The sequence below is a fragment of the Sphingobacterium sp. ML3W genome (assembly GCF_000747525.1).
Classification (GTDB): domain Bacteria; phylum Bacteroidota; class Bacteroidia; order Sphingobacteriales; family Sphingobacteriaceae; genus Sphingobacterium.
The window spans coordinates 3,857,325-3,870,833 of sequence record NZ_CP009278.1; the positions used below are offsets into that span (position 1 = coordinate 3,857,325).

General features: G+C 37.1%; 12 protein-coding genes and 1 tRNA gene. 8 read left to right on the plus strand and 5 right to left on the minus strand.

The window, feature by feature from the left end; genetic code table 11:
* Positions 1 to 462 precede the first annotated feature (462 nt).
* Positions 463 to 2,592, plus strand: coding sequence for a ribonuclease R (rnr, locus tag KO02_RS16485; RefSeq protein WP_038700039.1), 2,130 nt, complete (start codon positions 463 to 465; stop codon positions 2,590 to 2,592).
* Between the two features lie 81 nt (positions 2,593 to 2,673).
* Here the strand turns inward: rnr and KO02_RS16490 are convergent, their stop codons facing one another.
* Complete coding sequence (locus KO02_RS16490; RefSeq protein ID WP_038700041.1) at positions 2,674 to 3,240, minus strand: DUF1572 family protein; 567 nt, start codon at positions 3,238 to 3,240, stop codon at positions 2,674 to 2,676.
* Positions 3,241 to 3,388: 148 nt separating this feature from the next.
* A complete protein-coding gene (locus KO02_RS16495; RefSeq protein ID WP_200878563.1) occupies positions 3,389 to 4,330 on the minus strand; it encodes an MBL fold metallo-hydrolase in 942 nt (313 codons plus the stop codon).
* A 152-nt stretch (positions 4,331 to 4,482) separates the two neighbouring features.
* Between KO02_RS16495 and KO02_RS22940 the strand changes: the two genes are divergently transcribed.
* The 5 genes from KO02_RS22940 (at position 4,483) to rpsJ (ending at position 9,995) form a co-directional block, all read left to right on the plus strand.
* A complete protein-coding gene (locus KO02_RS22940; RefSeq protein ID WP_158500307.1) occupies positions 4,483 to 6,333 on the plus strand; it encodes an acyltransferase family protein in 1,851 nt (616 codons plus the stop codon).
* A 131-nt stretch (positions 6,334 to 6,464) separates the two neighbouring features.
* Positions 6,465 to 6,878: a 30S ribosomal protein S12 gene (rpsL, locus tag KO02_RS16505; RefSeq protein ID WP_002993550.1), complete on the plus strand. Its 414-nt coding sequence runs from the start codon at positions 6,465 to 6,467 to the stop codon at positions 6,876 to 6,878.
* 19 nt (positions 6,879 to 6,897) lie between these two features.
* Positions 6,898 to 7,365 (plus strand): 30S ribosomal protein S7, encoded by a 468-nt coding sequence (gene rpsG, locus KO02_RS16510; protein WP_021188484.1) that lies wholly within the window; start codon positions 6,898 to 6,900, stop codon positions 7,363 to 7,365.
* A gap of 129 nt (positions 7,366 to 7,494) precedes the next feature.
* Complete coding sequence (fusA, locus tag KO02_RS16515; RefSeq protein ID WP_038700045.1) at positions 7,495 to 9,612, plus strand: elongation factor G; 2,118 nt, start codon at positions 7,495 to 7,497, stop codon at positions 9,610 to 9,612.
* Positions 9,613 to 9,689: 77 nt separating this feature from the next.
* Positions 9,690 to 9,995 carry a 30S ribosomal protein S10 gene (gene rpsJ / locus KO02_RS16520; protein ID WP_013667229.1) on the plus strand — a complete coding sequence of 102 codons (306 nt, stop codon included), beginning with the start codon at positions 9,690 to 9,692 and terminating at the stop codon, positions 9,993 to 9,995.
* Between the two features lie 251 nt (positions 9,996 to 10,246).
* On the opposite strand, the gene KO02_RS16525 is transcribed toward rpsJ, so the two are convergent.
* The gene (locus KO02_RS16525) at positions 10,247 to 11,356 is read right to left on the minus strand and encodes an AI-2E family transporter (RefSeq protein WP_038700049.1); all 1,110 of its coding nucleotides are present in this window, start codon (positions 11,354 to 11,356) and stop codon (positions 10,247 to 10,249) included.
* A gap of 129 nt (positions 11,357 to 11,485) precedes the next feature.
* Positions 11,486 to 12,106: a porin family protein gene (locus KO02_RS16530; RefSeq protein ID WP_038700051.1), complete on the minus strand. Its 621-nt coding sequence runs from the start codon at positions 12,104 to 12,106 to the stop codon at positions 11,486 to 11,488.
* A gap of 288 nt (positions 12,107 to 12,394) precedes the next feature.
* On the opposite strand from KO02_RS16530, the gene KO02_RS16535 reads away from it, so the two are divergent.
* A tRNA-Cys gene (locus tag KO02_RS16535) sits at positions 12,395 to 12,465 on the plus strand.
* Between the two features lie 32 nt (positions 12,466 to 12,497).
* On the plus strand, positions 12,498 to 12,677 hold the full coding sequence (locus KO02_RS16540) for a hypothetical protein (protein ID WP_038700053.1): 180 nt from the start codon (positions 12,498 to 12,500) through the stop codon (positions 12,675 to 12,677).
* Between the two features lie 42 nt (positions 12,678 to 12,719).
* Here KO02_RS16540 and KO02_RS16545 read toward each other — a convergent pair whose 3' ends face one another.
* The gene (locus KO02_RS16545; protein WP_038700055.1) at positions 12,720 to 13,469 is read right to left on the minus strand and encodes a copper homeostasis protein CutC; all 750 of its coding nucleotides are present in this window, start codon (positions 13,467 to 13,469) and stop codon (positions 12,720 to 12,722) included.
* Positions 13,470 to 13,509: the final 40 nt, after the last annotated feature.

Genomic DNA, 13,509 nt, shown 5'->3' on the forward strand with positions numbered 1-13,509 from the left:
AAACCATTATATCTATGGATTGAACAGCCACAAATGCGCGCTAAAAAACAATATAATATATAAGCTAAATTTTAGCTTAAGGAATTACAACACATTGTAACAAAGGTTATTATAAAAGAATAATAAAGATATTATAAAGGAATAAATTTTTAGCTAAATGAACAATTCTACACTAAAGTTTGAAATTGACTCCCTACTCCACTTACAGCATCAGAAACATTAAGCATCAATTAATGCAATAATCTGATTACCAAATAATTAACAAAGCTAAAGAAAACAATAAATACACTAAATAAAAAACACATAATAAACACCTTAAAAACACCCGTAATTCTAGATTAATATTCGTATCTTGTAAGTGATAAGGCATGAGAAATAGCGCAATCAAAGATACCAAAAACATCATGATTCATAGCAACCTTCTCCTCTACTTATAACACGATAAAAAGTAAATAAATACGTATGACGACAAAAAAAGAAAACCCATATCAAGAGGTTTTGACACAGCTCATCATCGACATCTTTGAGAAGTCAAGCAACAAAGCCCTCAACTACAAACAAGTCGCATCAAAATTGAACGTTCACGATTCCGATTCTAAAATAGCTATCGCCAATATCTTAACTTCTCAACCCAAAAACAGCCCATTTATAGAGGTTGAAAAAGGGAAGTTTAAACTTCGTCAGCTCAAAGTTTACGTAACAGGTAAAGTCGATATGACCGCTGAAGGATCTGCTTATATTATACCCGAAGACGAATTTGAAAATGACATTTTCGTAGCACCTAGAAAACTACGTCAAGCATTACATGGAGACATCGTTAAGGTACATACATTTGAGAAGAGCAGAGGCCGAAAAAAAGAAGGCGAAGTTGTCGAAATTATTCAACGAGCCAAAACAGATTTTACCGGCATCATCAACCTTTCACAAAACTTCGCCTTCTTCATTGCTGATGACAAAAAAATGCTTCATGACATCTTTATTCCACTTGATAATCTTGTTGGCGCGAAGGATGGCGAAAAGGCTGTAGTCTCCATCATTGACTGGCCTGAAGGAGCTAAAAATCCAATCGGAAAAGTCAAAACTATTCTAGGTAAAAAGGGAGAAAACAACACCGAGATGAATGCCATCTTGGCAGACTACGGTTTCCCACTAAAATTTCCTAAAAAAGTAGAGGAAGAAGCAAACGCACTACCAGAAACCTGCTCAAAAGAAGAGATTGCAAAAAGAAGAGATTTTCGAAACATCACCACTTTCACCATTGATCCCGCAGATGCCAAAGATTTTGATGATGCCATCTCGTTTCAACAACTAGAGAATGGAAATTACGAAATTGGAATTCACATCGCAGACGTCTCCCACTTTGTCATTCCTGAAACAGAATTAGACAAAGAAGCATACGAAAGAGGTACTTCTGTGTACTTGGTCGACAGGGTGATTCCTATGCTTCCAGAGCGATTGTCCAATGGCGTGTGCTCACTTCGTCCCCACGAGGATAAACTTTGCTTCTCGGCTGTCTTTGAGCTCGATGAGGATGCAAATGTACTAGAACAGTGGTTTGGCAGAACAATCATCCATTCAGACCGTCGTTTTTCTTATGAAGAAGCGCAAGAGATCATCGAAACAAAAACAGGTGATTTTTCTTCAGAGATCCTAAAACTGAATGAACTTGCTTATATCCTCCGCGAACGCAAATTCAAGAATGGCGCAATTGCCTTTGAAAGTGAAGAGGTTAAGTTTATATTGGACGAGAATGGAAAGCCTACAGGTGTCTACACTAAGGTTAGGAAAGATGCGCATAAGCTTATTGAAGACTTCATGTTACTTGCCAATAGAAAAGTTGCCGAATATATCGGAAAACAAGGAAAAGGTAAAAATAAATTACCTTTCGTCTACCGTTTTCATGATGTTCCCAATCCGGAAACATTAGCAACGTTTTCACAATTCGCAGCTCGATTTGGACATAAATTAACGATAAAATCGGATAAAGAAACGGCCAAATCCTTAAATGCATTAATGACCAAGATTGAAGGTAGCAAAGAACAGAATATGTTAACTTCCCTTGCTATTCGCTCCATGGCAAAAGCCATATACACGACTAAAGGAACAAGCCATTACGGATTAGCATTTGATTATTATACTCATTTTACATCCCCTATCCGACGTTATCCCGACGTTATGGTACATAGGCTCCTAGCTTACTACCTTGATGGCGGAAATAAAATCAATGCCGATCATTACGAGAAGATGTGCGAACATACTTCACAGATGGAAAAGAAAGCAGCGGAAGCAGAACGCGCTTCGATCAAATACAAACAAGCAGAATTCCTTCAAGAGCAAATTGGAACTGAATACACAGGTATTATCTCTGGCGTGACAGAATGGGGTATGTATGTGGAAATTCAATCAAATAAATGTGAGGGAATGATCAGGCTTCGCGATATTAACGACGATTTTTATGTCTTGGATGAAAAAAACTTTGCCATCATTGGGCAACGTAAGAAAAAGAAATATCAATTGGGTGATGAAGTACAGATTAAAGTCAAAAAAGTTGACCTTGACAAACGCCAGATTGACTTCACCTTAATAAGCTAAACTAAGTTTATCAAAAAAAGAAATTTCCGCCTCCAAATAAGATGAGACTTTTTGGAGGCGTATCTATTGCATAAATGAACACTAACCATCCAAATGTCGCAACATCTCATCGGTAAAATGTTCCATATGCCTGCCCTGTGTAAACCGCACAGCATTATAAACTCCAGACTCTCCCTTTGGAATAGATAAGGATCTCCAGTTATTCCCTTTCATCATTTTTCCCAGCATCACAATCTGTCCCACATGATAAGGATAATGTGCCAACTGTCTATTAATAGCCTCTATAACAGTATGCCCTTGATTCCGAATATGAACGATCTTACTCAAATCATCAAACTCTAGGGTTTTCAAAGTAGCAAACAGATTTTCCCACGCTTCATTCCATTCTAGAAACAACCTTGTTTTGTCTTCGTCTATCAACTCGAACTCAGCATCCCGGTTACGCCATTCTTTTTCACCATCCGAAGTCAAAAAATCCGTAAAACGAGACCTCATATTTCCGGAAATATGCTGGATAAGAACAGCAACACTGTTACTCTCCTCATTGTAACGCCAAAACAACTGGCTATCACTCAACTGATTCAAAGTACTATCAACTAACTGCTTATAGTACAAAAACAATCTCTGAACATCCTCTAAGTAATTCATATACATAGGTTTACATCTTTACAAAAGCAACAACACCCACACTGTGCTGAATGAAACTTAAATTTAGCTAGAATAAATGACTTTTTTCTAGCTAGCATAAAAAAGCTGACATTGAGCTGAAAAATCACACTGATAATATGCAACTTCACTAAAAGATTAATCGCCTACCTTGTTCTGGGAAAATATAATTTAAAGCTAAAGGGTTATCCTCCATCAACTCCCGCTTAATCTCTTCAACTTGACCGGCCTCAGGTTTCATGTGCGTGATGACAACGTTCAGCTCTCGTAAAGCCTCTTTTCCCGTAAATTGAGCTAACTTTTCCATTTCTTCACTTAAAAGTGCAGGAGTCAAATGGCCAAAAAGTAGTTTTTCAGATTGTGCATTCGGAAATGACACTTCGATCATCAATGCCTTTAGTTGCTTAGCTATTACAATTGGTGCAATAGCTTTCCATAAGTATTCCAAATCTTTGGTTCCCTCCACACGATCCGCACCAGTATCTCCTAAGTATAATACGGAAGATCCCGCTATACTTACCAAAGCTGCAGAACTTCTCATTGGACTCACATGACTCAAATCAAAAGCCTGTATCGTCATATTGGTGTTTTCTACTGAATCCACCTCTCCTAGATACAATCTTTTATATCGATATTTACGAATAGGCAGGGTTCCTTCATTTCCAAAATTAGCCCAAGTAGCATCAATGAAATAATGATTTTTCAATACATCGATCATCCCTGGTGTTGCATAGATACTTTTAGGAGCATCAGCAGGTGCATTAATTATCATACCCGCCAAATGGTCTAAATGCCCGTGTGATATAAAATAGCCCTTAATATAATCCTTCAACACCCTGGAAGCTGGCTCATTGAATGTTTTTAATGCAATTGCTTTTCTAATACCCGCATTAATAGTCCCTCCATCCAATGCTAAATATGCATTATTTTGGTATTCACCGATTAAATAGGAAGAAAGATTATCTTCATGATTACCTCCATAAACACCTAACGGAACGACTTCAAAAGTTTGACTATAAGCCGTAGTACAGAATAACATCATAGCAAGTAGAACCGTCTTTCTCATTTCCATATATCTTATTTAAAAAAACAAAATTACCATAAAAACAATAAACATATTTTAAAGTTTCCTGCGGGTAGTCAGAAAATAAGATGATTGAGATTTTAATAGGGGAAATAAATTATTTTGCCCAGATTTGCAACCTACATCAACGAGAAAAAAAAATGAAATTTAGAAATGACATAGGAGCATTGCGTGCTTTAGCAGTATTAGCAGTAGTTTTTTTCCATTTCAAAATTCCTTACTTCGACGGTGGGTTTAGCGGAGTGGACATCTTTTTCGTCATCTCTGGATATCTAATGACAAAAATCGTGCTTTCTGGATTCGAAAAACAAAACTTCTCCTTTAAAGAGTTTTATATAAAGAGAGCCACCCGAATCATTCCAGCTCTGCTATTCCTCCTTATTGGGGTAATCTTAATAGGAGGTTTTATTTTACTTCCCAACGACTTACAGCAACTTGGAAACAACTCCTTCTTCAGTAGCCTCTTTATTTCCAATATCGATTACTATCTCCATAGTGGATATTTTGACATTGCATCCCAGAACAACATACTGCTACATACCTGGTCACTATCCGTTGAATGGCAATTCTATCTTTTGTTTCCAATATTGCTTTATCCCTTTAGAAATAGCTATTCAGATAATAAAATAAGGTTTATCGTCTTTTTTAGCAGCCTCACAGCAATATCCGTGGCGTTCAACCACTATTTCAATAATACAAACCCATCTTTCAGCTTTTACATGTTCCCAACTAGAGCTTGGGAGATGCTCATTGGCGGGCTTGCATTTCTGACCGAGGGACATATACGAAAATCCATAACTTCCCCTTTAAGGAAAATATTAGCTTTTCTTGGATACTGTACCCTGATCACATGCATTCTCACTCTGAACGAGGAAAATATCAGCTGGCCTTCTTACTATACCCTCTTTCCAGTTGTTGCGACATTCTTGATTATCGTGACACAGTGTGATTTCAAAGTATTGGCTTTTAAACCTATCCAGTGGATAGGAAAACTATCTTACTCTTTATATTTATGGCATTGGCCAATTTACGTATTTTCCATATACCTGGGTTTGAACAAACCCTTCATCACCCTACCCATATTTGTCCTTTCGCTTGCTTTAGCCTGTTTATCATATTATTTCATTGAATCCAATAAAAAATTCAATAAAATTCGCTTCACACTGACCTGCACTTCGGGCGTCGTGGCAGCAGCAGCATTAGTCATGTTATTTCCATACAAAGAATTAAAAACAAATAAGGAGATACAGCACCTCACCAATTATAATACAAATTACCGAAAACACGATCTTGCCAAACAATTTAGAAAGGGCAGTTGTCACCTTGATATTGATAACACCTTCGATCAATACGATGTTGAGTTCTGCGCAAGTATTGATACCACTAAAAGAAATATTCTCCTTCTTGGTGATAGCCATGCGGGCGTTTTTGCACAGAGCCTAAAAGAACAGTTAGCAACAGAAGATGCTCACCTATTGCAAGCAACCGTTTCGACCAGCTACCCCCTTCTAGACCCAAAAGGGCCAAAAGCCTCTTGCGAACTGATCAATTACATGTATCAATCATTTATTCCTAAAAATGCTAAAGATATAGACGAGGTCATTCTCGTTGGATTTTGGGGATCGCAACAATACCCAGATGAAACCTTAAAAATCAAACTGCGAGAAGTAATACAATACTTCAAGGACAAAAAAATCCCACTCAAGATGATTGGGCAAACACCAAGTTACACCATCATCTTTCCAAACATATTGGCTTTGCAATTAAAAAACAGTAGTATAAGAGAAAAGAATTACGTCGAAGCAAGGTCTACACATATCAATAATTTTCTCAAGACGTTCGTCTCAGAAGATATTTATATCGACATTTATAATTTACCTGATGTAAAAAAATACAATGGCCAAGACCCATATATGCATGATGACGACCACTTATCCAAATACGGAGCCGATCAAATTGTTCGCTATTTATTAAGAAACAAATTGATTTAGATGCTAAGTGCAAGATTCTCAATCAAAATGTGGAAAACTAATGGTCGATGTATTTCGATTTAACAATAAAATGGTTATCTTTGCGAACTTATAATAATTTAAGGAGTAAATTAAATAACAAAATCAGGTAAATGCCTACTATTCAACAATTAGTTAGAAAAGGTAGAGTAGCTCTGGTTGACAAGAGTAAGTCACCAGCGTTGGACTCATGTCCACAGCGAAGAGGTGTATGTACACGTGTATATACTACTACCCCTAAAAAACCAAACTCAGCAATGCGTAAAGTAGCTCGTGTACGTTTAACAAACGGTAAAGAGGTTAACGCTTACATCCCAGGAGAAGGTCACAACTTACAAGAACACTCAATCGTTTTGATTCGTGGTGGTCGTGTTAAGGATTTACCAGGTGTACGTTACCACATTATCCGTGGTGCATTAGATACTTCAGGTGTAGCAGGTCGTAACCAACGTCGTTCTAAATACGGAACTAAGCGTCCTAAACCAGGACAAGCAGCGGCTGCGCCAGCAAAAGGTAAAAAGAAATAATTAAACGGAGGAAAGAAAAATGAGAAAATCAAAACCAAAAAAGAGAATCATTTTACCTGATCCAAAGTTTAACGACACTCAGGTAACTCGTTTTGTAAACAACATGATGTATGATGGTAAAAAATCTACAGCATATGAAATTTTTTACAATGCGATTGAATTAGTAGAGCAAAAAACTAGCGAAAGTGGTTTAGAAGCTTGGAAAAAAGCTTTAAACAACGTTATGCCAGCTGTAGAGGTTAAATCTCGTCGTGTTGGTGGTGCTAACTTCCAAGTTCCTATGGAAGTTCGTCCTGAGCGTAAAATTGCTTTGGGTATGAAATGGTTAATTTCATATTCACGTAGACGTGGTGAGAAAACAATGTTTGAAAAATTAGCAGGAGAAATCATTTCAGCTTCTAAAGGTGAAGGTGCTGCTGTTAAGAAGAAAGAAGATACGCATAAAATGGCGGAAGCTAACAAAGCGTTCTCACACTTCAGATTCTAGTTTTGAACTTACACACACAAATATGATTACACCGATCTTAGGTAAAAGACTATTCTTTTACCTGGATCGGTGTACTTATTTAGACAGAAAAATATACGGTCCTTCCGGGGCTTAGTGCTAAAAAATATTATGGCAAGAGATTTAAAATTAACTAGAAATATTGGTATCGCTGCACACATCGATGCTGGTAAAACTACAACAACCGAGCGTATCCTTTTTTATTCTGGTGTAAGCCATAAATTAGGTGAGACGCACGAAGGTTCAGCAACAACTGACTGGATGGCACAAGAGCAAGAGCGTGGTATCACAATTACTTCCGCTGCTGTTACTGTATTCTGGAACTACCGTGGAAAGAAATACAACGTTAACGTTATCGATACTCCTGGACACGTGGATTTCACGGTTGAGGTAAACCGTTCATTACGTGTATTAGACGGATTAGTATTCTTATTTTCTGCAGTTGATGGTGTTGAGCCTCAATCAGAGACTAACTGGAGACTTGCTGATAATTACAAAGTTCCACGTATTGGTTTCGTAAACAAAATGGACCGTTCAGGTGCTGATTTCTTGAAAGTTGTGAAACAAGTAAAAGAAATGTTAGGCTCTGATGCTGTTGCTTTGCAATTACCTATCGGTGCTGAAGATAACTTCGAAGGTGTTGTTGATTTAATCAACAACCGTGGTATCGTTTGGAATGAACATGATAAAGGTATGACTTTTAGAGAAGTGCCTATTCCAGCAGATATGTTAGACGAAGTTGCTGAATACCGTGAAAAGTTATTAGAAGCAGTAGCTGGTTATGATGAGTCATTGATGGAGAAATTCTTCGAAGACCCTAATTCATTAACAGAAGCTGAAATCTTGAAAGCTTTACGTGCAGCAGTATTAGATAATGCTATCGTTCCTATGGTTTGTGGTTCATCTTTCAAAAATAAAGGTGTTCAAACAATGCTTGACTTCGTTATGGAGTTATTACCATCACCAATGGATTCAGAAGGTGTAGTTGGTACTAATCCTGACACTGGTGTAGAAATTCTACGTAAACCAGATGTTAATGAGCCATTCACAGCATTAGGTTTCAAAATTGCTACTGACCCATTCGTAGGTCGTCTATGTTTCATCCGTGCTTACTCAGGTAAGTTAGATGCTGGTTCTTATGTATTGAACACGCGTTCAGGCAACAAAGAACGTATCTCTCGTATTTTCCAAATGCATGCGAACAAACAAAACCCTATCCCTTTCATCGAGGCTGGTGATATCGGTGCTGTTGTTGGTTTCAAAGATATCAAAACAGGTGATACTTTATGTGATGAAAAACACCCTATCGTGTTAGAGTCAATGAATTTCCCTGAGCCAGTAATCGGTTTAGCTATTGAGCCAAAAACTCAAGCTGACATTGATAGATTAGGTATTGGTCTTGGTAAATTAGCTGAAGAAGATCCTACATTCGTCGTTAAAACTGACGAAGAAACTGGTCAAACAGTTATCTCTGGTATGGGTGAGCTTCACTTAGATATCTTAATTGATCGTTTGAAACGCGAATTCAAAGTTGAGGTTAACCAAGGTGCTCCTCAAGTAGCATACAAAGAGTCTATCACTGGTACTTCTGAGCACCGTGAGGTATTCAAAAAGCAATCAGGTGGTCGCGGTAAATTTGCGGATATCAAAGTTGTGATTTCTCCAGCTGATGCAGATTACGATTTAAGTAAATCACCTCTTCAATTCGTCAACGAAATCGTTGGTGGTAAAATTCCAAAAGAATTTATCCCTTCAGTTCAGAAAGGATTTGAAGTATCAATGAAAAACGGTGTATTAGCAGGTTTCCAATTATCAGGAATGAAAGTTCGTTTGATTGATGGTTCATTCCACGCAGTCGATTCAGATTCATTATCTTTTGAATTAGCAGCTCGCTCTGCATACCGTGAGGCATTACCTAAATGTTCTCCAGTGTTAATGGAGCCTATCATGAAAGTGGAGGTTTTGACACCAGAAGAAAACATGGGTGATGTAATGGGTGACTTAAACCGTCGTCGTGGTTTAATGCAAGGTTTGGATACACGTAATGGTGCTCAAGTTATTAAAGCATTAGTTCCACTTTCGGAAATGTTTGGTTATGTAACTCAATTACGTACTATCACTTCGGGTCGTGCAACTTCTACAATGGAATTTGATCACTATGAAGAGGCTCCACGTAACGTTACAGAAGATATCGTTGCAAAAGCAAAAGGTAAATTAAAAGGAGAATAATCCTTTCTAATATAAAAGTAAACCGATCTCCTGTTGATAATAGCTCTAACGGGAGATCACTTTAAACAAAAACAGAAATGAGCCAAAGAATCAGAATCAAATTGAAATCATACGATTACAATTTAGTTGACAAATCAGCTGAGAAAATCGTAAAAACAGTAAAACCTACAGGTGCAGTTGTTAGTGGTCCTATTCCATTACCTACTGAGAAAAAAATCTATACAGTTTTACGTTCTCCACACGTTAACAAAAAAGCGCGTGAGCAATTCCAATTATGTTCATACAAGAGATTGTTAGATATTTATTCATCTAACTCTAAAACTGTTGATGCATTGATGAAACTTGAATTACCTTCAGGTGTTGAAGTAGAAATCAAAGTGTGATAGAATTGCACTGATTGAAACAAGAAAGGCTTCTAATTTAAATTAGAAGCCTTTTTTGTTTCCTATCTATGAAAATTCATTTGGATCAATCAGAACTATGAAATATACAATAGAGCTAAGCACCATCAATGAAGCAGCTAACCGTCTTACGTGCCTCAAAAAAGCCTGTCTAAGAAGATGGTTACATAGGTCTATAAACACCATTAATCATAACCGAACCTTTCGATACCTTTGAAGTATTAATAATAGTCTTATTGATTCTTTTTAGGACTCATTGATTTAAGTATCTTCGAATACGTATTCCCTTTATTATCTTCCTCACCAAGTAAGAATCCCCAAGGTTTCAATTCTTTAACACGATCCATGACAATTTTACAAATGGCCAAGATTGGGATAGCTAGAAACATACCCGAAATCCCCCAAATCAACTCTCCCACAATAATCGCCATCATCGCAAATAACGAGTTAACTTTCACTTTAGACCCTACTACTTTCGGGACAATAAAATTACTATCAATCAGATGGATAATAATCAAGGCAACGATTACGACCAAGACATGTGTAAATGTTGATGTCGCAAATGTAAGCAGCGCTATGACTAAGATTGATGTGAAAATACCAATATATGGCAACACATTGAATACGCCCGTGATAATGGCTAACAGAAGGCTGTATTTCACTCCTATGATACTCAAAGCTGCAAATACTAGCGTAGATACAATGAGCATCTGCAACAATAAACCTATCAAGTATTTTTTAACGACATATTGCACTTGCCCGACAACATCCAATACAATATCATGGTGCTCTTCATTATTGAGCAGCAAAAGAAAACGGACGATGTGACTACGATAAATCAACAAGAAAAAGGTGTAAAGAAAAGTAAATACCAATAAAATAAACAGCGATGATAAAGAGAGTAAGGCTGTACCCAATAGCAGTGTTCCACTATCCAGTGATTTGGAAGCCGTTTTATTTATAATATCCATTTGCTCATTATGCATCACTCCAAAATGGTCTGTAACCCAAATTTGAACATTTTGAAAGCCCGCCAAAATTTGTTCTTTAAAAGCTGGCCAATCGTCTTTTATCATGGACAATTGTGAAGCAAGCATGTAAAACCCAAAACCAACAAAACCAAAGAAAAGCAAAACCGTCACAATCCCTGCAACAGTTCTTGGAAATTTCAATTTCTTTTCAAAAAAATTACTGACGGGAACCAAAAGCAATGCTAAAAGTAATCCTAGAATAAAGGGCACTAATATAGTTGCCCCTATCTTAGCAAGATATCCTAAGGTAATAATAGAAATTAACGTACAGGTTAATTTTATATAAAATGGCAAGGCCAAAAACTTCGTCATAATATCCAATATTTATAAACGTAAAACAATAATACTAAAGTAAAGTTTTACAGGGCAATAAAGAAGCCCTTGCTATAAAAGCAAGGGCTTAATTTTAAAAGATTTTAGTTAAAATCGTAAGCGGTTATATTAAATTCCGAATCCAAGACCTATTGACCAAACACGGTTTTTTGCCGTACCATTTGGTCTCGGATCTAAGTTAGTCAAACCTAGGCCATAACCTGCATTAATTTGAAAACCACTAGTCAATTGATAACCCGCCAAGAAATTTACACCAAAATCTGTACGTTTTAAATCATCAGTTGCATCACTGCCAAAATTAATGTCTCTATCTCCTTTAATAGCTCCATCCAAAACTTCTCCTTTACGCTTTCCACTTAAACCAAATCCAACATATGGACCGGCTCCAACAAAGAAATTACCTGCTCCACCTGTAGGCAGCTTAACAACTAAATTTACCGGAATATCAAGAGACATAACGCTTTCTTTAGTTTCACTTGAAGAAGTCGGCTCCCATTTCCCTCCTTTATTTTGTAAAGATAATCCTGGCTGGATGGAGAAATTTGGTGAAATAGGCGCATCTAAATATCCTGTTACAAAGAAGCCTGTATTTGATTTTGTACTCCCATCATTTATAGAATATTTAGGAATGTTTACCCCCGCACGGAGCCCATATCCTAATCCACTTTGTGCTTGAGCACCAGCAGCCAATAAAAATGCTGCACCTAATGTTAGTAATAACTTTTTCATCGTTCTATTTTTTAATAAGCGTTTTTATAAACATTGCAAGATACACGCCAAATCAATAAAACCCTATTAGTCAAGCTGATATTGAACTCCCATGATTAGTTACTACTGTACAAAATAATAGACAAGTATTACGCGATTGATACATAGCTTGCAGACATCTAAATAACTTATAAAAATAATTTCAAACAAAACAGCTTGATAATGATTTGTTTAAAAAATAATTACACAATAGTCTTTGTTAATCCAAATATTAATTTTACTTTTGCATTCCCTCAGGGGAACAAATAGGGTCGGATGGCCGAGTGGCTAGGCTGAGGTCTGCAAAACCTCCTACAGCGGTTCGAATCCGCTTCCGACCTCGTTTTATTGAACAATAAAAAAATTTATCAAAATGGGAGTTACACGTTTAAAAAGAAAAGATAGAAGAAATAAAACCACTTCACGTGTTGAGGTTCAATTCTTAAGTTTAGGTAGTAATATTGAACTTGGTTCAAGATCTAGAATGAAGAAGTCAAATCAAATCGTTAAAAACGATGCTATCTTAAGCCAATTAGTTTCAGAAGCTAAATAGGTCTAAAAAATACTAAAAGGAATAGCGTTGTAAATTACAACGCTATTCCTTTTTAAGGATGTCTACCAACTGGTGGACTTTTTCTTTTGATGTGCTAAAGATAGGTTCGTTCATTCCAGCGACCTCTGCACGATCAAATATCATTTGCGATGATATTGTTTCTTTTGCCGAGCTATGAATAGCCGTCACACCTGTAGCTTTTAAAATCATTTCCATATTACTGCTATCCACGCCAGCACCGGGCATGATAACAATTCTACCTGCAGCATGCGCAACTAACTGCTTCAATAAGGCAACAGCATCTTCCGCTCTATTTTGCAATCCTGATGTCAATACACGACCTATTCCTAATCCAATCAGGACATCTAAGGAAGTAAATGGATCAACGCATTTGTCAAATGCACGATGGAACGTCACGTGCATCGGTCTAGCAGCCTCTACCAATGCTTTAGTTCGCTTTACATCAACAGTCCCATCCTTACACATAACTCCTATAACAACACCGTCACAGCCCTCCTTTTTACAGAATTGGATATCAGCTAATATTTCCTCAAATTCCAAATCAGAGTAAACAAAATCTCCACCCCTTGGACGAATCAGAACATGTATCCCAATATCTACCAATCTTCTCGTCTGAACAATTTGACCATACGAAGGCGTAGTCCCGCCGTTCTCTAAATTTTGACATAGTTCAACTCGTGTCGCTCCTCCCTGTGCTGCATAACATGCTGATTGCGGAGAATTGGAACAAATCTCCAATTCATATCCATTAATACTGATTTCTTTACCCATGAATTATATATAATATTTTCTCATCTAATTTTAGCGCTAT